20 protein-coding genes are annotated in these 23,638 nt (G+C 67.8%); 15 read left to right on the forward strand and 5 right to left on the reverse strand.

All coding sequences use genetic code 11. From position 1 onward, the window contains the following. The first annotated feature begins 35 nt into the window (after positions 1 to 35). The 4 genes from ABC337_RS05660 (at position 36) to ABC337_RS05675 (ending at position 3,123) form a co-directional block, all read left to right on the forward strand. Positions 36 to 998: a hypothetical protein gene (locus ABC337_RS05660; RefSeq protein ID WP_412884804.1), complete on the forward strand. Its 963-nt coding sequence runs from the start codon at positions 36 to 38 to the stop codon at positions 996 to 998. A 114-nt stretch (positions 999 to 1,112) separates the two neighbouring features. After that, positions 1,113 to 1,772: a TetR/AcrR family transcriptional regulator gene (locus ABC337_RS05665; RefSeq protein ID WP_412884803.1), complete on the forward strand. Its 660-nt coding sequence runs from the start codon at positions 1,113 to 1,115 to the stop codon at positions 1,770 to 1,772. 26 nt (positions 1,773 to 1,798) lie between these two features. Then, positions 1,799 to 2,701, forward strand: coding sequence for a TIGR01777 family oxidoreductase (locus ABC337_RS05670; protein ID WP_412884802.1), 903 nt, complete (start codon positions 1,799 to 1,801; stop codon positions 2,699 to 2,701). Then, the gene (locus ABC337_RS05675; RefSeq protein ID WP_412884801.1) at positions 2,698 to 3,123 is read left to right on the forward strand and encodes a hypothetical protein; all 426 of its coding nucleotides are present in this window, start codon (positions 2,698 to 2,700) and stop codon (positions 3,121 to 3,123) included. Before ABC337_RS05670 ends, ABC337_RS05675 begins: the two co-directional genes overlap by 4 nt. Before the next feature lie 87 nt (positions 3,124 to 3,210). Here ABC337_RS05675 and ABC337_RS05680 read toward each other — a convergent pair whose 3' ends face one another. Beyond that, a complete protein-coding gene (locus tag ABC337_RS05680; protein ID WP_412884800.1) occupies positions 3,211 to 4,632 on the reverse strand; it encodes an MFS transporter in 1,422 nt (473 codons plus the stop codon). A gap of 142 nt (positions 4,633 to 4,774) precedes the next feature. On the opposite strand from ABC337_RS05680, the gene ABC337_RS05685 reads away from it, so the two are divergent. Next, positions 4,775 to 5,623 (forward strand): hydroxymethylpyrimidine/phosphomethylpyrimidine kinase, encoded by an 849-nt coding sequence (locus ABC337_RS05685; RefSeq protein WP_364136458.1) that lies wholly within the window; start codon positions 4,775 to 4,777, stop codon positions 5,621 to 5,623. A gap of 12 nt (positions 5,624 to 5,635) precedes the next feature. On the opposite strand, the gene ABC337_RS05690 is transcribed toward ABC337_RS05685, so the two are convergent. After that, positions 5,636 to 7,384 carry a pyruvate dehydrogenase gene (locus tag ABC337_RS05690; RefSeq protein WP_412884799.1) on the reverse strand — a complete coding sequence of 583 codons (1,749 nt, stop codon included), beginning with the start codon at positions 7,382 to 7,384 and terminating at the stop codon, positions 5,636 to 5,638. A gap of 136 nt (positions 7,385 to 7,520) precedes the next feature. After that, on the reverse strand, positions 7,521 to 9,032 hold the full coding sequence (locus ABC337_RS05695; protein ID WP_412884798.1) for a helix-turn-helix domain-containing protein: 1,512 nt from the start codon (positions 9,030 to 9,032) through the stop codon (positions 7,521 to 7,523). Between the two features lie 142 nt (positions 9,033 to 9,174). Here ABC337_RS05695 and aceA point away from each other — a divergent pair, with 142 nt between their 5' ends. Further along, a complete protein-coding gene (aceA, locus tag ABC337_RS05700) occupies positions 9,175 to 10,521 on the forward strand; it encodes an isocitrate lyase (RefSeq protein ID WP_412884797.1) in 1,347 nt (448 codons plus the stop codon). Positions 10,522 to 10,742: 221 nt separating this feature from the next. Continuing rightward, the gene (aceB, locus tag ABC337_RS05705; protein WP_412884796.1) at positions 10,743 to 12,407 is read left to right on the forward strand and encodes a malate synthase A; all 1,665 of its coding nucleotides are present in this window, start codon (positions 10,743 to 10,745) and stop codon (positions 12,405 to 12,407) included. 174 nt (positions 12,408 to 12,581) lie between these two features. Here the strand turns inward: aceB and ABC337_RS05710 are convergent, their stop codons facing one another. Both ABC337_RS05710 and ABC337_RS05715 read right to left on the reverse strand, forming a co-directional pair. Next, positions 12,582 to 13,769, reverse strand: a complete 1,188-nt coding sequence (locus ABC337_RS05710; RefSeq protein WP_412884795.1) for an MFS transporter — start codon at positions 13,767 to 13,769, stop codon at positions 12,582 to 12,584. 170 nt (positions 13,770 to 13,939) lie between these two features. Next, on the reverse strand, positions 13,940 to 15,151 hold the full coding sequence (locus tag ABC337_RS05715) for an ROK family transcriptional regulator (protein WP_412884794.1): 1,212 nt from the start codon (positions 15,149 to 15,151) through the stop codon (positions 13,940 to 13,942). Between the two features lie 174 nt (positions 15,152 to 15,325). Here ABC337_RS05715 and ABC337_RS05720 point away from each other — a divergent pair, with 174 nt between their 5' ends. The 8 genes from ABC337_RS05720 to ABC337_RS05755 all read left to right on the forward strand — a co-directional run bounded on the left by ABC337_RS05720 (position 15,326) and on the right by ABC337_RS05755 (position 23,637). Then, positions 15,326 to 16,408 (forward strand): Gfo/Idh/MocA family protein, encoded by a 1,083-nt coding sequence (locus ABC337_RS05720; protein ID WP_412884793.1) that lies wholly within the window; start codon positions 15,326 to 15,328, stop codon positions 16,406 to 16,408. Continuing rightward, positions 16,405 to 17,208 (forward strand): hypothetical protein, encoded by an 804-nt coding sequence (locus ABC337_RS05725; RefSeq protein ID WP_412884792.1) that lies wholly within the window; start codon positions 16,405 to 16,407, stop codon positions 17,206 to 17,208. Before ABC337_RS05720 ends, ABC337_RS05725 begins: the two co-directional genes overlap by 4 nt. A 95-nt stretch (positions 17,209 to 17,303) precedes the next feature. Further along, the gene (locus ABC337_RS05730) at positions 17,304 to 18,614 is read left to right on the forward strand and encodes an ABC transporter substrate-binding protein (protein WP_412884791.1); all 1,311 of its coding nucleotides are present in this window, start codon (positions 17,304 to 17,306) and stop codon (positions 18,612 to 18,614) included. Positions 18,615 to 18,624: 10 nt separating this feature from the next. After that, complete coding sequence (locus tag ABC337_RS05735) at positions 18,625 to 19,587, forward strand: carbohydrate ABC transporter permease (RefSeq protein ID WP_412884790.1); 963 nt, start codon at positions 18,625 to 18,627, stop codon at positions 19,585 to 19,587. Next, complete coding sequence (locus tag ABC337_RS05740; protein WP_412884789.1) at positions 19,587 to 20,480, forward strand: carbohydrate ABC transporter permease; 894 nt, start codon at positions 19,587 to 19,589, stop codon at positions 20,478 to 20,480. The genes ABC337_RS05735 and ABC337_RS05740 overlap by 1 nt, the downstream gene beginning before the upstream one ends. Before the next feature lie 42 nt (positions 20,481 to 20,522). Further along, a complete protein-coding gene (locus ABC337_RS05745) occupies positions 20,523 to 21,278 on the forward strand; it encodes a sugar phosphate isomerase/epimerase family protein (RefSeq protein ID WP_412884788.1) in 756 nt (251 codons plus the stop codon). Continuing rightward, on the forward strand, positions 21,275 to 22,396 hold the full coding sequence (locus ABC337_RS05750) for a Gfo/Idh/MocA family protein (protein WP_412884787.1): 1,122 nt from the start codon (positions 21,275 to 21,277) through the stop codon (positions 22,394 to 22,396). Before ABC337_RS05745 ends, ABC337_RS05750 begins: the two co-directional genes overlap by 4 nt. Before the next feature lie 8 nt (positions 22,397 to 22,404). Continuing rightward, positions 22,405 to 23,637 (forward strand): Gfo/Idh/MocA family protein, encoded by a 1,233-nt coding sequence (locus tag ABC337_RS05755; RefSeq protein ID WP_412884786.1) that lies wholly within the window; start codon positions 22,405 to 22,407, stop codon positions 23,635 to 23,637. Position 23,638 lies beyond the last annotated feature (1 nt).

A 23,638-nucleotide genomic window follows, 5' to 3' on the forward strand; every position in this document is an offset into this window, starting at 1 on the left:
TGGCTGACCCCGGATGCCGCCCCGAAGCTGGTGGCATGGCCCCAATACTTCCGCCAACACCGGACCTGTGGCGCACAGACCAGCTCCTTGCCGCCGGATTCACGGCCCGCAGCATCGCCTGGCTAGTGCAGTATGGCGGTCTCGTCCGGGTGCGCCGCGGCTGCTACGCCCGTGGCGAGTGGTGGCGGACCCTCGACGTCAGCGCCCGGCGTCGTCAACTGGTCTTCGCGCACGCGTTGGGGACACTGACGACGTCGGCCGGTGGCTTCGCCTACAGCCACCTGTCCGCTGCCGCCCTCCACGGCCTGAACCTGTGGAAGGCCGAGCAGCGGGTCCATCTCACCCAGGCGGGCACACCGTCCCCGGTCTCCCATGGGCGCGACGTCGCCGCCCATACCCGAGCCCTGGCGAGCGGCGATCTGTGTTTCGTGGCGGGATTGCCCTGTACGTCGCTGGAACGCACGGTGGTGGACTGTTGCCGGATGTTCTCCGTGCAGCAGTCCGTCATCCTGGTCGACCACGCCGCACGCCTTGGCGCCGACATGGACCTGCTGCAGGCCATGTGTGCAGGGCTCGCCGGGCGAAACGGCGTGCTGGCACTGCGCCGCGCCCTGGAATTGGCTGACCCGAGGGCCGAGTCGGCCGGCGAAAGCCTGACCCGGGAGTTGCTCGACCGGTTGGGGATCGATCCGCCCGAGCTGCAATATGTAGTCCGCACGCCGCTGGGCGAGCACCGGATGGACTTTGCCTGGCCGGAGCTCCGGGTGGCTCTGGAGTTTGACGGGCGGGCCAAGTACTTCGATTACGGTCCGGTGGCGGACGCCGTCTTTGCCGAGCGGCGGCGCGAGAAGGCCCTGATGGAGCAGGGCTGGACCTTCCTGAGAATCGAGTGGAAGGACCTCTTCAACGAGGTGGAATTCAAATACCGGGTCCTGCGCGCTCTCGGCAAGGCCGGGGACGGTGACCCGAACCCGCTTCGACGATTCCGTGCCGGATAGACGCTTCCGCCCGTCGGTCGGGCAGCTGACCGTCGAAATGGCGAAGAGCTGCACTTATTGAACACGTTCAAATTCCGTGCAATACTTTTTGAACACGTTCAGAAATGGGGAAGCATGGCGGCGAAGAGCGAACAGACCAGGCAACGGGTGGCCGAAACCGCGCTACGAATGTTCCGCGACATCGGTTTCGAGCAGACCACCATGCGGGCAATCGCCGCCGAAGCCGGGGTCTCGGTCGGAAACGCGTACTACTACTTCGCCTCCAAGGATGAGCTCGTCCAGGAGCTCTACCAACAGATCCAATCCGACCACGCCCCCCGTGCAGCGGAGGCCCTCGAAGGTATCCACGACCTCAGCGGCCGGCTCAAGGCGACAATGCACGCCGGGATCGACACCATGGCGCCCTACCATCGCTTCGGCGCCGAATTCATCGCCACCGCAATCCGCCCCACGTCCCCGACCAACCCCTTCAACCCGGCCTCGTCCGACGCTCGAAAGGCCGCGCAACAGATCTTCGTGAACGTCGTCGAAGGAGCCGCACCTGCACCACCGCGGCGTCTTCGCTCCGAACTGCCCGGCCTGCTCTGGCTGGCCTACATGGGAGTCACCTTGTTCTGGGTCTACGACACCTCGAAGGACCAACGCCGGACCCGGATTCTGGTGGACGGCATCGCCCCGCTGGTAGCCCGCGGGGTGTCCCTGGCCCGAATCCCCGGAGTGGGAAAAATCCTGGACGATGCGACCGGCCTGGCCAGCACACTCCGCACCGACTGACGCACCATCATCGAATTGGGGGATTCATGGAGAACAAGACAGTAGTCATCGCCGGGGCATCCGGCTTTATTGGGAAGCACCTCTCCCGCCGCTTCGCAGAAGACGGGTGGAAGGTCAGGACCATAGGCCGGTCCCCGCTCGCGTCGGCGACGTGGAGCGACGAGGCCGCCATCACGGCGGCTCTCGAGGGGGCGGACCTGCTGGTCAACCTCGCCGGCCGCACGGTGAACTGCCGCTACAACCGGCGCAACCGGGCCGAGATCCTGGAGTCCCGGGTCTCCACGACGCGTGTTTTGGGAACAGCACTTTCCCGGTGTTCCGCTCCCCCGCCGACCTGGCTCAACGCCAGTACCGGCACCATCTACCGCGACGCCCGGGACCGGCCACAAACCGAAGACGACGGCGACCTCGGCGAGGGATTTTCCGTCGACGTGGCCCGTGCCTGGGAAGCGGCACTGGCGGAAGCCCCTACACCGGTAACCCGGAAGGTGGCGCTGCGGATCGCGATCGTCCTTGGCCCCGGTGGCGGCGTGATGCGGCCCCTTGCCGCCCTGGCCCGGCTGGGTCTCGGCGGCCGCATGGGCCCCGGTACCCAGAAGTTCAGCTGGATCCACGTCGAAGACCTGTACCGGACCATCCGCTTCCTCCACAGCCGAACGGAGCTGGACAGCCCGGTCAATGTCGCCACCCCCGAAGCGGTCAGCAACCGCGAGCTGATGCGTTCTGTGCGCCGCATCTACAGGGTGCCGCTGGGGCTGCCTACGCCCGCCTGGTTGCTGAAGATTGGGGCAATCATCATCCGCACCGAAACCGAACTGGTCCTGAAAAGCCGGTGGGTCGAGCCCCGCAAACTCCTCGACGCGGGTTTCACCTACCGCTACCCAACGCTCGACACGGCGCTGATCGCCAGCCGCGGGCGTCGGAGATGAAACGCCCGATCCGAGTGGAATTGGTCCCGAGTGCCATCTGGGTCGGGATTCTGGTCACCCACGTCAGCTTTTGCCTGTTCCTCAGCCTGCAAACCCTGTTCCTGCCGCCGTCAGCACTCGATGCCGGGTCCCTCTTCCTAGCGGCACTCATGTTTGGGGCTATTCCAGCCGCCGTCATCGGGTGGGCGCTCGGCCTGCCCTTGGCCGCCGCGCTCCGGCCGGTGCGGAACCAGTGGTGGCATGTGGGCGCCTTCGCCTTGCTCGGCGGAATCATCGCAATGCCCTTCTGGGTCTACGATGAACCGCCCACGCTGCTGGGCTTCATGGCCATGGTTCCCGCAGCGGGCCTGGGCCGGTTCAGTGTCTGGCGCCTGGTCCGCATTAGGAACGACGACGGCGCGGCGCCGGCTCCTGGGGTCTGATCCCGTAGCCGGCTCCGCGCCGTCGTCGTACTTACCCAACTCTCAGCCGGGGTGAACCGCCATCCGCACGCCCGCCCGCTTCGACTACTACCGCCGCGGGGTGTCCAGCACGCCGTCGTCGTCCCGCTCCGGCGAGGCGGCAACGCCCGCGCCCGCGCCCACGGTAGCCGGCTGGTCCCAGGCGTGGCCCTGTTCGTGGTCCAGGTGCGTGGACTTCTTGTTCTTCAGCGCGAAGATGTAGACCAGCAGCGAGATCGCGATGGCCACCGTGACGTAGGTGAAGAACAGGTCTTCCCGGCCTTCCTTCTGCAGCGCCGCGCCGATCAGCGGGACGGTGCCGCCGAAGAGCGAGTTGGCGATCGCGTATCCCAGGCCGACGCCGAGGGCGCGGATCGACGCTGGGAACAGCTCGGCCTTCACCAGGGCGTTGATGGAGGTGTAGCCGCCGACGATCAGCAGGCCGCCCATCATCAGCAGGAAGGCCGTGAACGGGTTCTTGGTGCCCGCGAGGGTGGAGAGCAGCGGCCAGGTGAAGAGCACGCCGGTGATGCCGAACCAGAGCAGGAGCGGCTTGCGGCCCACCTTGTCCGAGATGATGCCGTAGACCGGCTGGAGCAGCATGAAGATGAACAGAGCCCAGAAGTTGATCACCGAGGTGTCGGTCTTGGCGATGCCGGAGGTGTCGTTCATGAACTTCAGGATGAAGTTTGTGTAGGTGTAGAACGCCACCGTGCCGCCGAGGGTGATGCCGATGCAGACCAGCAGCGGCTTCCAGTAGCTGGTGAACAGCAGCTTCATGGTGCCCGGCTGGGCCTGGCCCGGAACGGCGGGGACCTTGGCGGCCTTGATCTGCTCCTCGGAGACGGTTTCCTCCATGGAACGGCGCAGCCACAGCACCACCAGGGCCGCGACGCCGCCGATCGCGAACGGAATCCGCCAGCCCCACTCGCCGAGATCGGCCTTGGGCATGACGTTCTGCAGCACCACCAGGACCAGCAGGGCCAGCATCTGGCCGCCAATCAGCGTGACGTACTGGAAGCTGGAGAAGAAGCCGCGGCGCTTGGTGGTGGCGGCCTCGGACATGTAGGTGGCGCTGGTGCCGTATTCGCCGCCGACGGAGAAGCCCTGGAGGACGCGGATCAGGACCAGCAGGATCATGGCCCACAGCCCGATCACCTGCTGGGTGGGCAGGATCGCGATGGCGAAGGACCCGGCGGACATCATCGTCACGCTCAGGGTCAGCGCCGCCTTGCGGCCCTTGCGGTCGGCGTAGCGGCCGAAGAACCAGGCGCCGATGGGGCGCATGAGGAACGACGTTGAGAAGACGGCCATGGCCTCGAGCCCGGCCTGAAGGTCGTCCTTGGAGTTGAAGAAGTGGGACTGGAAATAGGCCGCGAAGGCCGTGTAGACGTAGACGTCGTACCATTCCACGAGGTTGCCCGCGGAGCCTTTGAGGATGTTGCCGACGGCCTTCCGGGTCTGGGCCGCTTCGGTCGGTTGGGTGCTCATCGATGAACCTTCCTGGATTCGGCGCCGCCAGCGAGCAACGCCGCCCGCCACCTTACGTCCCGTGATCCAGAACACTCCCGTTTAGTTCATATTGGTCATGCGCACAATGCGGAGCACTTTTAGGCAATGGCAGGATGGAGCCATGACTTCCAACGCCGTGGACACCCAGACCACCCCCGCCGTCGCCCTGACCATCGCCGGTTCCGAGGCCACCGGTGGCGCCGGCGCGCAGGCGGACCTGAAGACCTTCCAGGAACTCGGTGTCTTCGGGATCGTGAACCTCACCTGCATCGTCTCCTTCGACCCGAAGGACAACTGGAACCACCGCTTCGTGCCGGTGGACCAGCAGGTCATCGCCGACCAGTTGGAGGCGACGACGGCGGCCTACGGCGCCGGGTCCGGCGCGCCGTCGGTGCTGGACACCGTCAAGATCGGCATGCTGGGCAGCCCCGACACCATCTCCACGGTGGCCACCGCCCTGTCCGAGGGCGCCTTCCGCAATGTGGTGCTGGACCCCGTGCTCATCTGCAAGGGCCAGGAGCCGGGCCACGCCCTGGACACCGACCAGGCGCTCAAGGCGCAGATCCTGCCGCTGGCCACCTTCGTCACGCCGAACCACTTCGAGGCCGAGTCGCTCTCCGGGCTGGAGATCACCGACGTCGAATCCCTGAAGGCCGCGGCCGTGCGCATCCACGAACTCAGCGGCGCTGCCGTGCTGGCCAAGGGCGGCGTTCGCCTGGCCGGTCCCGACGCCGTCGACGTCTTCTACGATGGCGAGACCCTCGAGGTGCTCTCTGCCCCGAAGGTCGGCGACGTCGCCGTGTCCGGTGCCGGCTGCTCCCTGGCCGCCGCGGTCACCGCCGAACTGGCCAAGGGCGCCGCCCCGCTGGAGGCCGCCCGCGCCGCGAAGGACTTCGTGACCGCGGGCATCCGCAACCGGGTCGCCTCCGGCGCCCCGTTCGACGCCCTCTGGCAGGGCGGCCCGCGCTAAGCCGCCACCGCCTTAACGTCGCGGGATGTTCCGCAGGTTGCTGCGGGCCATGCTCACGGCCTCGCCCGCGCCGCGGTTGAGCACCACCTTGGACATGGCCGTGGCGAAACCCAGCACCTGCGCGCCCTTGATCTTCGGCGGGATGGACAGTGCCTTCGGGTCCGTGATCAGCTCCACCAGCGACGGGCCGGGGTGCGCGAACGCTTCCCGGTAGGCGTCGGCGATCTTCGCCGGATCGGTGACCCGGACGGCGTGGAAGCCCAGCGCCCGGGCCACCTGCGCGTAGTTGGCGTCCGGGACGTCCACGCCAAAGTCGGGCAGGCCGTCCACCAGCATCTCCAGCTTCACCATGCCCAGGGTGGAGTTGTTGAAGACCACCACATTGACCGGCAGCCGGTGCGCGGCCACCGTGATCAGCTCACCCAGCAGCATGGACAGGCCGCCGTCGCCGGAGACCGAGACGACCTGGCGGCCGGGGTAGGCCAGCTGCGCGCCGATGGCGTGCGGCAGCGCGTTGGCCATGGAGCCGTGCAGGTAGGAGCCGATCAGCCGGCGGGTGCCCAGCGGGTTGATGTAACGGGCGGTCCAGACGTTGCACATGCCGGTGTCGGCGGTGAAGACGGCGTCCTCGGCCGCGATCTGGTCCAGCAGTGACGCCGCGTATTCGGGGTGGATGGGCTGGGTTTTCTCGACCTTGCGCGTATAGGCGCCGACGGCCTTGTTCATCAGCCGGTCGTGCTTCTTCAGCATCGCGTCCAGAAAGCGGCGGCTCTTCTTCGGCGTGACCAAGGGCATCAGCGCGGCAAGGGTGGGCAGCACGTCGCCGTGCACCGCGACGTCGACGTCGGTGCGCCGGCCCAGGTTTTCGGCGGCCCGGTCCACCTGCGCCGTCCTGGTCCCGGGCAGGAACTGGTCGTACGGGAAGTCAGTGCCCAGCAGGATCAGCAGGTCCGCGTCCTCGATCCCCTCCGCGGCCGCCCCGTAGCCCAGCAGCCCGGTCATGCCGATGTCGTAGGGATTGTCGTACTGCATGAAATCCTTGCCGCGCAGCGAGTGGCCGATCGGGGCCCTCACCAGTTCCGCGAGGGCGATCACCTCGTCGTGCGCGCCCTCGACGCCGGCCCCTGCGAAGATGGCGACCTTCCCGGCGTCGTTGATGGCGTCCGCGAGCTCCCGGACGCTGGCGGGGTCCGGGACCATGACCGCCGGCCGGAACGCCGCAGGAGCCGGGGTCTCGGCGGCGACCTCCAGCCCGGCGATGTCACCGGGCAGGGTCACGACGGCGACGCCGCGGAGGGCCGTGGCGTGCTGGATGGCGCTGTGCATCACCCGCGGCGCCTGTTCGGCGGTGCTGATGAGTTCGGAGTAGACCGAGCATTCGTTGAAGAGCCGGTCCGGGTGGGTCTCCTGGAAGAAGCTGCTGCCGATCTGCTTGCTCGGGATGTGCGAGGCGATGGCAAGCACGGGAGCGCCAGAGCGGTTGGCGTCGTACAGGCCGTTGATCAGGTGCAGGTTGCCCGGTCCGCAGGAGCCTGCGCAGACGGCGAGCCTGCCGGTCAGCTGGGCCTCGGCCGCGGCGGCGAACGCGGCGGCCTCCTCGTGCCGGACGTGGATCCAGTCGATGCCGCCCTTTGCGGCGCCGCCGGTCTTCCGCACGGCGTCGACGATCGGGTTCAGGCTGTCGCCCACGATCCCGTAAATCCGCTGCACGCCGGCAGCCTGGAGTTGTTCGACAAGCTGGGTGGCAAGTTCCTTGGCCATAGTGCACGCTCCCGGGGTGTGAGTCGATGAGCTGACACTGGCCACAATAGTCGCCCCCTCCGACAAACCTTTCCCCGGATCCGAGGGAGCGCCCCGCGATAGCGCACGAGACCTGAGGGAGCGTCGGTAGAAGGGGTCAGGAACCGGAGTGGGCCTGGAGGAAGGAGTAGACCTCGGTCTCGTCCACGCCGGGGAAGGCTCCGGGCGGCATCGCCGCGAGCAGGTGCGAGTGGGCCCGGGCCGAGGGCCAGGCGTTGCCGGCCCATTCCGAGGCCAGGGCGGCGGGCGGGCGCTTGCAGCAGCTCTCGTCCGGGCAGGTGGACTTGGACCGCTCGGTGGTGTCCCGGCCGCGGAACCACTTCACCTGTGCGTACGGCACCCCCACGGAGAGCGAGAACTCACCGTTCGCGGAGCGCTCGGTCCGGGCCGTGCACCAGTACGTCCCGGCGGGGGTGTCCGTGTACTGGTTGTAGGCGCTGAACTTGTCCGGGACGTCGAACACCACGCGCGAGGTCCAGTTCCGGCAGGACGGCTGACCCTCGATGGCGCCCGTGTGGTCCTGCGGGAAGGTCACGCCGTCGTTCTCGTACGCCTTGTAGATGATGCCGCTCTTGTGGGTCTTCTGGAAGTGGGTGCGCAGGTCCAGGTGCTCGGTGGCGAGGTTGGTGAAGCGGTGCGCGGCCGTTTCGTAGGACACGGCGAAGGCGTCCCGGATGTCCTCGACGGCGATTTCCTTGGCCTGCTTGGCCCGCTGCAGGAACTCCACCGTGGCCTTCTCCGGCAGCAGCAGCGCCGCGGCGAAGTAGTTCGTGGCCACCCGCTGCATCAGGAAGTCACCGTAGTTTGTGGGTGTCTGGTGGCCCAGGACGTAGTGGCCCAGGGCCTGCAGCAGCACCGACCGGGGGTCGTGATCGCTGCGGGCGTTCTGCGTGAGGTAAATTCTGCGGTTCTTCAGATCCGTCACGGACCGGGTGGAATGCGGCAGGTCGCCCACGTGGTGAAGGCTGAACCCAAGGTGCGCTGCGATGTCCGCGATGACGTGGTGGGACAGCGGACCGGAGGTGTGGCCCACCGCCGCGAGGACCTTCTGCGCCTCCGCCTCATACTCGGGGAAATAGTTGTTCCGCTCCCGCATCATGGCCCGCAGTTCGCCGTTGGCCCGGCGGGCCTCCTCGGGGGTGGCCACCTGCTCGTTGAGCCGGCGCTCCAGCTCGTGCTGCAGGCCCACCATCGACTCCAGCACATCCATCGGCAGCCGCGAGCTGATGCGGATTTTCGGCAGGTTCAGGGATTCATAGAGCGGGCTGCGCTGGTAGCGTTCCAGCTCGATTTCGAGGGCCGCGCGCCGGTTGGGCGGCTCCGCGCCGAGCAGTTCGTCGATGCTGACGCCCAGCGCCGAGGCCAGGTGCTGCAGCAGCCCCAGCTTGGGTTCGCGCTTACCGTTTTCGATCAGACTCAGCTGGCTGGGGGCGGTGCCGACGGCGGCGCTCAGGTCGTCCAGGGTCAGGCCCGCCGCCTTGCGCAGGTGCCGGACCCGGCGGCCCATGCTGATCACGTCCACCTCAGGTTCGGCGGGGAGGGAGGGGGCTGCGGTCTGCCGGTTCCAGCTGCTCGGATGCATTTTTTGAGAATACGGGAAGAACTGCATTTCTTTCCAGAGGTTTCTTCTAGAAAGCCTCTTGAAACTGCAGAAAAGTAGATCCCACAGAAAGTTTCACAGCTCCGGATTATCCGGCGGGTTCCCGCGAAGAGGCGGCCCCGCCGGGCCGGGCCATCAAAGGAGATCAGTAATGACCGCAGCATTTGAGCCCAACCAGCAGCCGTCCGCCCAGGACTCCGCCACCGAGCAGGCTGCCGCCCTGGAGCTCGAGTGGGCTGCCAACCCGCGCTGGGAAGGTGTCACTCGGGACTACTCGGCCGCCGACGTCGTCCGCCTCCGCGGCCGGGTCTCCGAAGAACACACCCTGGCCCGCCGCGGCTCGGAGAAACTGTGGAAGCAGCTCACCGAGGAGCACAAGGAAGGCAAGTACACCAACGCGCTCGGCGCCCTGACCGGCAACCAGGCCGTGCAGCAGGTCAAGGCCGGCCTCCGAGCCATCTACCTCTCCGGCTGGCAGGTCGCCGCCGACGCCAACAACTCCGGCCACACCTACCCGGACCAGTCGCTCTACCCGGCCAACTCGGTTCCCACCGTGGTCCGCCGCATCAACAACGCCCTGCTCCGCGCCGACCAGATCGAGTTCTCCGAGGGCATCCAGACGGTCGAGGACTGGATGGTTCCGATCGTTGCCGACGCCGAGGCTGGTTTCGGCGGCCCGCTGAACGCCTACGAGCTGATGAAGTCCATGATCCAGGCCGGCGCCTCGGGTGTGCACTGGGAAGACCAGCTCGCCTCGGAGAAGAAGTGCGGCCACCTCGGCGGCAAGGTCCTCATCCCCACCCAGCAGCACGTCCGGACGCTGAACGCCGCCCGCCTGGCCGCCGACGTCGCCGGCACCCCCACCGTCGTCATCGCCCGCACCGACGCCGAGGCAGCCACCCTGATCACCTCCGACGTCGACGAGCGGGACCAGGAATTCATCCTCCGCGAAGGTGGACAGCCCGTTCGCACCGCCGAGGGCTTCTACAAGGTCCGCAACGGCATCGAACCCTGCATCGCCCGTGCTAAGGCCTACGCCCCGTACTCCGACCTGATCTGGATGGAGACCGGCACCCCGGACCTCGCCCTGGCCCGCAAGTTCGCCGAGGCCGTCAAGGCCGAGTTCCCGGACCAGATGCTCTCCTACAACTGCTCGCCGTCGTTCAACTGGCGCAAGCACCTCGACGACGACACCATCGCCAAGTTCCAGCGCGAACTCGGCGCCATGGGCTTCACCTTCCAGTTCATCACCCTGGCCGGCTTCCACGCCCTGAACTACTCGATGTTCGACCTCGCCCACGGCTACGCCCGGGAAGGCATGAGCGCCTACGTCGAGCTGCAGGAGAAGGAATTCGCCTCCGAAGCACGCGGCTACACCGCCACCAAGCACCAGCGCGAAGTCGGCACCGGCTACTTCGACGACATCGCCACCGCGCTCAACCCGAACGCATCCACCCTGGCCCTGGTGGGATCCACCGAAGAAGGCCAGTTCCACTAACCTTTCGCCCGACGGCGGTGCTTGCGTCCGGCCTTTGGTCCGGCATTGCTCGGCCTGCTATTCCCCATGTCCGGGTCCGACCTCGCTGAGCGAGGACGGACCCGGACACAGGGCCCCTTTTACGCAGGCTGCCGCAATCCCGGCACCTTCGGCCTCGCGCCCCACTCCCGAACCGCCTACCGCCGCCGTCGACTTGCTTCTTCTCTAAGGAGAGATTTGAAATGAACAGCTTCACTGACAACTTCACCATCAACGGCATCACGTTGACCGCCCAGCCGATTTGCCGGCAGAGCGAGGTCCTGACGCCGGACGCGCTGGCCTTCATCACCAAGCTGCACCGGGCGACGGCGGAGCGGCGGCAGGAGCTGTTGCAGGCCCGGCGCGACCGGCGCCAGCAGATCACCCGCGGCCAGGATCCCCGGTTCCTCCCGGAGACCGCCGCCATCCGCAACGACCCCGAGTGGCGGGTCGCTCCCCCGGCACCCGGCCTGGAGGACCGCCGCGTCGAAATCACCGGCCCGGTAGACAAGAAGATGGCCATCAACGCGCTGAACTCCGGCGCGAAGGTCTGGCTCGCGGACATGGAGGACGCCTCCACGCCGTCGTGGCGCAACGTCATCCAGGGCCAGCTGAACCTCACCGACGTCCTGGAGCGCCGGATCGACTTCACCTCCCCCGAGGGCAAGGAGTACAAGCTGCGCCCCGCCGAGGAGCTGCCCACCATCGTGGTCCGCCCCCGTGGCTGGCACCTGTCGGAGAAGCACATGCTGATCGACGGCGTGCCGGTGGCCGGGGGAATCGTCGACTTCGGCCTGCATTTCTACCACAACGCCCGGCGGCTGATGGCCCAGGGCAAGGGCCCCTACTTCTACCTGCCGAAGATCGAGAACCACCTCGAGGCGCGTCTCTGGAACGACATCTTCATCCTGGCCCAGGACCTGCTGGGCATCCCGCAGGGAACCATTCGCGCCACCGTGCTGATCGAGACCATCACCGCCGCGTTCGAGATGGAGGAGATCCTCTACGAACTGCGCGAGCACGCCGCCGGGCTGAACGCCGGCCGCTGGGACTACATCTTCTCGCTGATCAAGAACTTCCGGACCCGCGGCCCCCGGTTCGTCCTGCCGGACCGTGACCAGGTCACCATGACCCAGCCGTTCATGCGGGCCTACACCGAACAGCTGGTGCGCGCCTGCCACAAGCGCGGCGCCATGGCGATCGGCGGGATGGCCGCGGCCGTGCCCAACCGCAAGGACGAGGCGGCCAACGCCATCGCCCTGGAGAAGGTCCGTGCCGACAAGACCCGCGACGCCGCCGACGGCTTCGACGGCTCCTGGGTGGCGCACCCGGACCTGGTGCCGGTATGCCGCGAGGTGTTCGACGGCGTCCTTGGCGAACGTCCGCACCAGCTGGACCGCCTCCGCGAGGACGTTACCCCCGATGACCGCGCCCTGATCGACATCGCCTCCACCACCGGCATCATCACCGAACGCGGCGTGCGGATCAACATCGAGGTGGGCATCCGTTACATCGAATCCTGGCTCCGCGGCAACGGTGCCGTGACCATCCACAACCTGATGGAGGACGCCGCCACCGCGGAGATCTCCCGCTCGCAGCTGTGGCAGTGGATCTTCTCCCGGGCCATCACGGACCAGGGCGACGTCATCACCCGCGACTGGATCGAGGACATGCTGGACGAGGAATTCGCCAAGCTGGAACGCTTCGAAGGGGACCGGTTCGCCGACGCCCGCGACATCTTCGAAGAGGTCACCCTCAGCAACGAGTTCCCTGCCTTCCTGACCCTGCCTGCCTACGACCGGTACCTGCACGAGGCCCGCGACGGCGCCGACTCGGCCATCAAGGCAGCGGACCTGGTGGCCGCCTAACCAGCGGTCCCGCAAAGAATTCCGTCCGCCGGACCGCCACGCCCTTCGCAACAGGCCCCCGAAATCCGGGGCGGCGGCCCGGCAACGGAACCCCTTTCCCGCCCGACAACGGCGTCGAACGGATACGTCAGGCCCATGACCCGATCCCGGGTCATGGGCCTGACGTGTTGGTTCCTAGTGTGCGGCCTTCGGGATGTGCCGCAGGGAAAGAGCGCAGCCGATGTTGAACATGGCCACCGAGCCGAGAATCATCAGCAGCGGCCCGGTCCACGAGTCCGAGACCCCGTGGACGAAGCCCATCAGGGTGGGGGCCACGGCGCCGAAGGAGTAGCCTGCGCCCTGGACGATGGCGGAGAGCCGGCCCGCGGAGGCCTGGTCGCGCGCGAGCTGGATGATGGCGATGAAGATCAGGGTGATGCCGCCGCCCTGGGCCACGCCGCCGAGGGCGGACCACAGCCACCACAGCTGCGGGGCCAGCAGCAGACCCACGGGAACGGTCAGCCAGAGGGCGCCGAGGGTGAGCCCCACGGTCGTCGTCGACGCGAATCGCGCCGCCAGCGGAACGCCGAGGCCTCCGGCGATCGCCAGGATCTGGAACAGCGAGGACCCGGCGCCGGCCGCGGACGGGGCCAGACCGATCTCGTCGGCCAGCAGGCTGGGCAGCCAGGCGGTGACGCCGTAGTAGGAGAAGGCCTGGCCGGCGAAGCCCGCCGTCAGGGCCACGGTGATCCACGGTGATGCGGGCGCACCGGTGGCCTTGGCGGGGTCCGAGCCGGGAATCGCCTCAGGGCGGATCGAGCGGCGCCCGACGGCGAGGGCCCAGACCGCGCCGGCGGCGACGGCGAACAGGGCGCAGGCCGCGATCGCCGGGCGCCAGCCGAGCCACTCGGCCAGCGGCGCGGTCACCATCGAGGTGACGAAGGAGCCGATGTTCAGGGCCGCTGTGTAGGTGCCCATGGCCGCGCCCTGCCGTGCGGGGCTGAAGTCGCGGCGGATGATCAGCGGCACCACGATGTTGCCGATCGTGATGGCGATGCCCAGGATCACGGTGCCAAGCATCACGAGGGCACCGCCGCCGGCGGAGCGGACGACGACGCCGAGCAGCACGCCCAGCAGGGTCAAGGTCACGGCGAACTCAGGCCCCAGCTTCCGCCCGGTCAGCGAGGCCAGCGGGGCCGCGAGGGCGAAGCACAGCACGGGGATGCCGGTCAGGAAGCCGATTTCGACAGGCGAGAAGCCCAGGTCGGTGCGCATTTTCTGCACCACGGGGGCGACCGCGACGAACGGGCCGCGCATGTTCAGGGCGATCAGGCCGATCGCCAGCATGATCAGCCAGGCCTTGGGCTGTTTGGCGGCAGCCATCACCGCAGCACCCGCCCGGGCCGGGCACCTTCGGTCGGAGCCGTGACGGACCGGCTGAAATATGTTTTCATCAATCCCATTGCTATCACGGCGGCCCGGCCGCAGTGCTTCTCTGTGACGTCTGCGGGAAGGTATCGGCGGAAAGGTATCGGCGGAAAGGTTGCGGCGGCTCAGCCGGCCGCTTGTAGGGTCGCCTCGATAACGGCCGGTGACAGTACGTACTGGGTGACCATGTGGCTGGCTCCAAGGATGGCGGCCCGGTCCCCGGCGAGGGACTGACCGATGCGCAGGTGCGTGGTGGCCAGGGGCAGCGAGCGCCGGTAGACCACTTCGCGCACCCCGGCCATGAGGTGCTCCCCGGCCTGGCCGAGGCTTCCGCCCAACACAATGACGGAGGGGTTCAACAGGTTCACCACGGTCGCGAGGACATCCCCCAGGTCGCGCCCGGCCTGACGCAACGCCTGGATGGCCTGCAGGTTTCCGCCGGCCACCAGGCGCAGCACGTCCGCACCGTCCTTAGCATCGAGGCCCTGCTGGAGCAATGCGCGGGCCACCGCGGGCCCCGAGGCCAGCGCTTCGAGGCACCCGTAGTTGCCGCACCGGCACAGCACCTCGTCGCCTCGGGGTACGCGCACGTGGCCGAGATCTCCGGCCGTCCCGTTGGCTCCGCGCTGCAGTTCCCCGCTGCTGATGATGCCCGCGCCAATACCGGTGGCCACCTTCACGAAAAGGAAGTTCTCATCCCCGGGCCAGTGGGCGGTCTGTTCGCCCAAGGCCATGATGTTCACGTCGTTGTCGACCAGGACAGGGACCGGAAGGGAACGCTGGACGTGCTTGACGACGTCGTGCCCGTCCCAGCCCGGCATGATCGGGGGCTTGACCGGCATTCCAGTGGCGTGCTCCACCGGCCCGGGCAGCCCGATGCCGACTCCGGCCAGGTCCCGTTTGGTCCGGCCGGCGCGGTCGAGCAGTTTCAGCGCTTCCTCGATGACCCGGTCCAGGACCACGGCGGGGCCGTCGGCGACGTCCTGCTTCAACCGGCATTCGGCGAGGACGGTGCCACTGAGGTCTGTGACGGCGACGATCACGTGGGTGGCTCCGACGTCGACTGCCAGCACCGAACGGGCGGCCGGGTTGAAAGCAAAGCGCGACGGCGGCCTGCCGCCGGACGAGCTGGCTTCCCCGGCCGGGCCGACCAGGCCAGAGACCATGAGCGCCTCGATCCGGGACGCCACCGTGGACCGCGCCAGCCCGGTGGACAGCGCCAGCTCGGCGCGCGTCCGGGCCTTGCCGTCGCGAAGGATCTGGAAGAGATCACCGGCGCGGGACAGGCTGCCGCCCGCGTCGGGAGCGGCGGGGTCTATACCGGTGGTCGTACTCATGAGTAAGTGATAGCACGAAGCTCTTACGCATGTCACACCGCAGAAAGAATGATGAAAATGTTTCAACTTTTGCTTGACGCCCGTCAAAAGTCCCCCTAGCTTGGGTGTGAGCCAGGTCACCGACAGGCGGCGGGCTTCAGCCGGCGGGGCCGGCCTTACGAAGGGGTAATCAACGTGTCGAGCCAACCACAGGCGGCAGCCGCTCCATTGGGAGTCGGGATTCTTGGGGGCGGACCCGTCACGCAGGCAATCCACTTGCCCTCCCTGGCACGCCTGGGCGATCTTCTGCGGGTACGGCACATCATGGACGTTGACCCGGCGGTCGCCGAGTCTGTGGCGGCGCGGGTGGGGGCGCGCTTCAGCACCAGCACCGACGAGCTGCTCGCCGATCCCGAGGTGGACATTGTGGCTATCTGCAGCCCGCACCAGTTCCACGCCGAGCAGGTGATCGCCGCCTGCCGGGCCGGCAAGAAGGCCGTCCTCTGCGAAAAGCCCTTCGCCATGAGCGGGCAGGAAGCGGAGGCCATCGCCGCCGTATCGGCCGAAACCGGCGTGCCGATCATCGTCGGTGCCATGCACACCTTCGATCCGGCCTGGCTCGCGGCGGAAGCCGCCTGGGGATCCCTGCCCGGGCAGGTCCACACCATCCGTTCCTCGATCGTGCTGCCGCCCAACCCCCGTTTCGAGGACTTCGCCACTGAGGTAGTGGGCCGCACTCCCCCGCCGGGACGGCCTCAGACCGGCCCCGATGCCGACGCCGCGATGCTCTCCGGCGGCGTGATGGGGCTCGCCATCCACGATCTGCCCCTGGTGCGGCGCTTCTGCCCCGATTTCGCGCAGGTCAGGGTCCTCCACGCCGAGGCGCTGGCACCCTTCGGCTACGTCCTCTCCCTGCAGGCCGGAGACACCGCCATCGAACTCCGCGCCGCCATGAACGACACCTGGGAGCCCGACTGGAGTTTCGAAGCCATCGGCGACGACGCCGCCCTGCGGATCGATTTCACCCCGTCCTACGTCCAGGCCGGATCGGCAACGGCATGGATCCGGACTCGGGAAGAAACGACGGTGTTCGGTCCCTTTGGCCACAACGGCTACGAGGGCGAATGGCGCCGCCTCGCCGCCCTGGCCCGCGGCACCGGAACAGCGCCCTCCGCCGCGACCCTCATCGACGACCTGGAATTCGCCCTGGCCATCGCCGACGCCGCGGCCGGCAGGGTCCGTCCGGCGGCCGCGGCCGCAGCGGAGGCCCGGGCATGAGCGCCCGGTTCCTGGTCGCGGCGGAGACCGCTGTCGCCGGGACGACGGCGGCTGCGCTCGCGTCGCTCCCCGTGTCCTTCGGTCCCGCCGCCGGCGCGCCCGATGTCCTTGCGGTCGCCGGAGACGCCGGATGGACCGGGCGGGCCGCGGCGGCGATCCGCCGCGGCGCCCGCGGAGTCCTCGTCGTCGAACCCGTCGCCGAAGACCCCCGGGCCATCGCCGCGGAAGCCGCGGACGCCGGTGCCGCCGTCGCACTGGACCAGGCCTGGGCGGGAAATCCTGTGCTCACCGCCCCGCCGGCCGCCGCCCTGGACGCCGTCGCCGGCGCCATGGCCAACGCCGTCCTCTGCGATTCGGTGGCCTACGCCCTTCCCGGCACCGCGGCCGGGACCCTGTTGACCCGTCACCTGTGCGCCGTGCTGGCCTGCGGGGTGGAGCTCTCCGGGCTGCGGATGGTCCGCCTGCAGCCTGGCGGCTACCTGCTAGCGGGGCAGCTGCCGGGCGGCGCGCCCGTTGCCCTGCACGGAACGACGACGGCGGCGCTTCCTTCCACCGCCAGGATCTCGGTCCTCACCCGGACCGGCCGGACCGACGTCACCCTCCCGGAGGCGTCGGCGGCCTGGCCCGCGGACGTCCGCACTGTGACCGCCGACGGCTCCACGACACTCCCCACCCGCTTCGAGTCGGCCCACCGACGGAGCTGGCTCCGGCTCCACGCCGCCGTCGATTCCGGAAACGGGCTGGACGACCTGGAGCGCTTCGCCGCCGTGGCAGCGCTCGTCCGGAACCTCACAGGCTGAACTGCACCAACCGCACTACCAGCACTAACTTCCACATCAACTCACTGTCGAGACGGCCGGCCCGCACCAACGGACCGGCCATGAAAGGAAAAATCGTGACCAACACATCCTCCTCCGCCTTCTCCCGCCGGGGATTTCTGGGCTTCGCCGCGGCCGCCGCCAGCGCCCCGCTCCTGGCAGCTTGCGGCGGCGGCTCCGCCACCCAGTCCGCGGGCGGCGGCACCATTAAGTTCTGGGACATGCCGTGGGCAACCCCCGCCTACAACGACGCGGCCAAGAAGCTCGCGGAAGGCTTCTCCGGGGCCAACAGCAGCAAGGCCAGCTACCAGATCATCCAGTGGAACAACTTCTACCAGACCTTCTCTTCGGCGATCGCGTCCAAGACCGGCCCGGCCGTCTCCACCGGCGGCGGCTTCCAGGCCTTCCAGTTCGAGCAGCAGGGACAGATTGCCTACGCCGACAAGGTCATCGACACCCTCAAGAGCAACGGCACCTACGACGACTTCCTGCCCGGGGTGCTGGATCCGTTCAAGACGGACAAGGGCTACGTCGCCGTGCCCTGGCAGTTGGACATGCGCGTCTTCTGGTACCGCAAGTCACTCTTCGAGAAGGCCAATGTCGCCCTTCCCACGGACTGGCCGTCCCTGCTGGAGGCCGGCAAGGCGCTGAAGAAGGTCGGCGCGTTCGGTTTCACCACCGGTGCGGGCGCGGGCAACAACTACGGCAACCACTCGATGATCATGATGATGGTGAACAACGGCGGCGGCGTCTTTAGCAAGGACGGCCAGCTGGACCTGCTGAATGACCGCAACGTCGAGGCCATCGAGTTCGTTCTGGAACTCGTCTCCAACGGCATCGTCGATCCGGCGGCGGTCAGCTACACCACCGACAACATGTCCGCGCAGTGGAAGGACGGCAAGGCCGGGTACGGCCTCTTCCAGGTCAACGTCCCGCAGCGCGTGGGCGACACCTCCGGCGACCTGCTGGTGGCCGACCCCATCGCCGGCCCCCACGGGGACAAGGCCACCATCGTCTTCCCGAACAACATCATGATGTACAAGAACACGCCGTCCCAGGAGGCGTCGGAGGCGTTCCTGGTCTACTACCTGGGCCAGCTCAAGGAACTCTGGAGCCAGAAGCTGATGTCTGCGCTGCCGGTCTTCAAATCGATCACGCAGATCCCCGAGTTTGCGAACGATCCGAACAACGTCAAGATCGTCAAGGACTGGCAGCCCATCGCCAAGACCTTCGCCTCGCAGGGCTCCACCCTCAACGCCAACCTCGCGGCTCTGGACGGCGGCCAGGCCCTGAACCAGTTCAGCCAGACCATCCTGACCGGCAAGGCCGACGCCAAGACCGCGCTTCAGACCTTCCAGTCGGGTCTCGAATCGGTCCTCAAGAAGTAACGGCCCGGCCATGTCAACTACCACCGCCACGTCCGGCCTAGCCCGGGCCCGCCGGGGGCTGGCCCCCGGCGGCCCGGGAGTGTCCCCCGCGAAGCGCAAGAGCAAGCTCAGCGCGCAGACCACCCGGACCTTCTTCTGGCTGCTGATTCCCTCCGTTGTCCTCCTGGTCCTGATCCACGGCTATCCACTGATCTACGCCGCGATCCAAGCCACCCACGACGGGGACCTGCTGCAGTCCGGAAATTTTGTGGGCACGGACAACTTCGCTTCGGTCCTTTCCTCCCCGGCCTTCTGGAAAGCGGCGCAGTTCACCCTGTGGTTCACGATCGTCGGCGTCTTCGGCTCGTGGCTGGTGGGCCTGGGACTGGCGCTGCTCCTGCGCACCAGAATCCCCGCCGGTGGCACCTTCAAGGTGCTGTTGCTGCTGCCGTGGGTGGTTCCGATCGTGGTCTCCTCCACCGCCTGGAACTGGCTAGTCGCCACGCCCGACAGCCTGATCCCGAGCATGTTCCGCAACCTCGGAATGGGCACCCCGCTGTTCCTGGCGGACCCAACGCTCGCCGCGGGGACCGTTATGGTCTTCAAGGTCTGGGTGAGCTTTCCCTTCATGATGATGATGACCTCCGCGGCCCTCGCGTCCGTAGACACCACGGTGTATGAGGCCGCCAGCATGGACGGTGCCACCCGGTGGCAGCAGTTCAGCCAGATCACCCTGCCGTTGATCGCGCGCTCCACCTACATCTCGTGGATCCTGATGACGATCTTCTGCGTCAACGATTTCCCCACGATCTACCTGCTGACCGGCGGCGGCCCCGTGAGCGCCACGACCTCCCTCGTGGTCCTGGCCTACCGCACGGTCTTCCAGGACTTCGCGACCGGACCCGGCGTGGCCATCGCCTTCCTGATGACCATGACCCTGGTAGTCATCTCCGTTCTCCTGTACCGCCAGATCCGAAAGTCGAGCGTCGAATAATGAGCGCAGTCCTCCACGCCCATCCTGAGGCCGGCCTCACCACGGGAACCAGCGCAGCAGGCAAACCCCGCCGGGCTCTCTCCGAAGCCGGCCAGCGCGGCCGCTGGTGGCGCTTCGTCCTGATCCTGATCATCACCGTGATCGTCCTGATCCCGATCATGGTCACGGTGATCCTTGCCTTCACCCCGGGCCCGCACAGCACCGCCACGGGACTGACGTTCGAGAACATCACCGGCGTCTTCTCCGGCACCCTGGCCGCCACCTGGCTGCAAAACAGCCTCATCACCACCCTCTCCACCGTGGTGGTGTCCGTCGCGGTGGCCGCACCGGCAGGGTACGTCCTGTCCCGCGGCCGCAGCCGGGCCGTGTCCGGCTACTCGCTCCTGCTCTTTGTCATGCAGTCCCTGCCCATCATCACCTCGGTGGTGCCGCTGTTCATCCTCTTCGCCGGGATGGGGTTAGTGGACAACCTGCTGGGCATCACGATCATCTACGTCGGCTCCACCATGACGGTGGCCACCTGGATGATGGCGGCGTACTTCGACTCGATCCCCGTCAGTCTGGAGGAGGCCTCCTGGATCGACGGCTGTTCGGTCTTCGGGTCCTTCACCAAAGTGGTGCTCCGCAACAGCCTCCCCGGCGTCCTCTCTACCGCGATCTTCGCCTTCCTGCTGGCCTGGAACGACTACCTTGTCGCCATCGTCTTCCTGCGCTCCAATGAAATATTCACCCTCCCCATGGGCGTGCAGTCCTTCTTCCAGCAAAACGCCACGGACTGGACTTCCGTCATGGCACTGGCCGTGATCATGATGCTCCCGCCGATCATCGTGTTCGCCACACTCAACAAATATTTCAGCGTGGGCGGCATCGGCGGCTCGCTCGCCGGCCGCTAGGCCAGCCCCCACCCGACCACCCTCACCCCGCAAAGGAACCCCATGTCGTACTCGCTTCAGCTGTACACCCTCCGCAACGCCATCGCCGAGGATCTCCCCGGCACCATCAAGAAGGTCAGCGCCATCGGGTTTACCCAGGTCGAGCCCTACAACTTCGTGGCCACGGCCGCAGAACTCGGCGCGGCGCTGGCGGAAAACGGCCTGACCGCCCCCACCGGCCACGCGCCGCTCCTGAGCCAGGACCAAGACCAGATCTTCGCCGCCGCCAAGGACCTCGGCATCACCACAGTGATCGACCCGTACCTCCCGGCCGAGCACTGGCAGGACGCCGGGGACATCCAGTCCACCGCAGCCAAGCTCAACGCCGCGGCCAAAAAGGGCGCCGAATACGGCATCCGGGTCGGCTACCACAACCACGCCTGGGAGCTCGAGTCCAGCGTGGAGGGCCAGACCGCACTGGAATACTTTGCCGGCCTGCTGGACACCGACGTGGTCCTGGAAGTCGACACCTACTGGGCGGCCGTCGGCGGCCAGGACCCTGCCGCCCTGCTCGATCGGCTCGGTGACCGGGTCCGTTTCATCCACATCAAGGACGGTCCCGTGACTGCGGACACCAAGGCCCAGCTGCCCGCCGGCCAGGGCAAGATCCCGGTCTGGGAGGTCATCGGCGCCGCCCACGCCCTGGAGGTCGGCGTCGTCGAATTCGACGACTACTCCGGGGACATCTTCGACGGGATCGCCCAGTCCCTGGCCTACCTGAACGCAGGCTCTGCGAGCGCCCAGGACGTGGACGCGTGAGCGCGGCACCCGAAACCCGCCGCGGCCCGGTGGGCGTCGCCGTCATCGGCGCGGGCAACATCAGCAAGCAGTACCTGGACAACTTGACTGTTTTCCCCGACGTGAAAGTCCACGTCATCGCCGATCTCTTCGAGGACGCCGCGGCGGCACGCGCCAAAGAATACGGCATCGCCCAGTCGGGCGGCGTCGACGCGGCACTGAACCACCCCGACGTCGAGATCATCGTGAACCTGACCATCCCGGCAGCCCACGTCGAGGTGGCCACCGCCGCCGTGAACGCCGGCAAGCACGTCTGGACTGAGAAGCCGTTCTCCCTAGACCGCGAGTCCGGCCTCGGCCTGCTCAAGGCCGCCGACGCCGCCGGCCTCCGGCTCGGCACCGCGCCCGACACTTTCCTCGGTGCCGGCCTGCAGACCGCCCGCCGCTTGATCGAACGGGGCGACATCGGCACCCCGCTGACCGCCATGACCACGTTCCAGACCCCGGGACCAGAGTCCTGGCACCCCAACCCGGCGTTCCTCTTCCAGCACGGCGCAGGCCCCCTGTTCGACATGGGCCCCTACTACCTCACCGCGCTCGTGCAAACCTTCGGGTCGGTCCGGCGGGTGGCGGCCACCGGTTCCAAGGCCAAGGACGTCCGAGTGATCGGCTCCGGGGCCAAGGCCGGCGAGGAATTCACCGTCGAGGTACCCACCCACGTGTCCGCCATGGCCCAGTTCGAGAACGGTGCCTCCTCACACAGCGTGTTCTCCTTCGAGTCCCCGCGGCAACGGATGGGCTTCGTGGAAATCACCGGCACCGAGGCCACCATTTCGCTGCCCGACCCGAACCACTTCGACGGTGACATCAGGCTCTGGCGCGCCGGGGACGACGACTGGACCGTCGTTCCCGCGACCGGACCGGCCAACGGACGGGGCATGGGGGTGCTGGACATGGCCCGGTCCCTCCGCTCCGGCGTCCCGCACCGCGCCACCGGCGACCTCGCCTACCACGTCCTGGACACGATGGTCTCGATCTCCGAGTCGATCGACGCCGGCACCTTCATCGACGTGGACAGTACAGCCCCCGTGTCCGCAGCCCTCCCCGAGGACTGGGACCCCACCGCTTCCACCCTCTAGGAACAGCCATGACCCCCCAGGAAATCCCGGCCGTCCCCGGGGCCGGAACACCGAAGAACTCCGCACCGCTCGGTGTGGCCATGATCGGCTACGCGTTCATGGGCAAAGCCCATTCGAACGCCTGGCGCAATGTCGCCAGCTACTTCGACGTGCCAGCCTTCGAACGCCGGGTCCTGGTGGGCCGGGACGCCGAGGGGGTTGCCGCGGCGGCCGCCAGGTACGGCTGGGCCGAATCCGCCACGGACTGGCGCGAGGTGATTGCCAGGGACGACGTGGATATCGTGGACATCTGCGCGCCGGGCTGGATGCACGCCGAGATCGCGATCGCGGCGCTCGAGGCCGGCAAGCATGTGCTGGTCGAGAAGCCCCTGGCCAACACCCTCGCCGAGGCCGAGGCCATGGCGGCGGCGGCCCGGGCCGCCCGCGGCCGCGGCGTGCAGGCCATGGTCGGCTTCAACTACCGCCGGGTCCCAGCCCTGGCCCTGGCCCGCGAGCTGATCGCCGAGGGCCGGCTCGGCACGGTGCGGCACGTCCGCGCCGCATACCTGCAGGATTGGCTGGCGGACCCGGAATCGCCCATGACCTGGCGGCTGAACAAGCACACCGCCGGCTCCGGGGCGCTCGGTGACATCGCCTCGCACGCGATCGACCAAGTCCTGTTCCTGCTCGGGGACCAGGTCATCGAGGTTTCCGGCCGGCTGCACACCTTCACCCCCACCCGGCCGGGCCGGGACGGCCCGGAGGAGGTGACTGTGGACGATGCGGCGTGGGCCACGCTCGTTCTGGCCTCCGGCGCAATCGCTTCGGTGGAGGTGTCCCGGGTCGCCACCGGGCAAAAAAATGCGCTCAAACTCGAGATCTACGGCAGCAAGGGGACCATCCTGTTCGACCTGGAAGAGCTCAATGAGCTCGAATTCCTGGACGCAACGCTCCCGGTCCGGGAACAAGGGTTCCGCCGCATCCTCGTCAGCGAACCGGAGCACCCGTACATTAGGGCGTGGTGGCCGCAAGGACACACCATCGGCTGGGAGCACTCCTTCACCCACGAGATCCGCGACTTCCTGGTAGCGATCGACGGCGGGACGGCGCCCGCGCCGTCGTTCGAGGACGGACTGAACGTCCAACGTGTCCTCGCCGCGATCGAGGAAAGCGCAGCCGCCAAGAGTTCCACCATCCAGCTCACCACGCCACCGGCAACGCCCTCAGCTATGTCACCCGCCACGACCCCCGAAGGAGCCTGAT

Origin of the sequence: Arthrobacter phoenicis (genome assembly GCF_047238215.1) — a bacterium.
Lineage (GTDB): Bacteria > Actinomycetota > Actinomycetes > Actinomycetales > Micrococcaceae > Arthrobacter.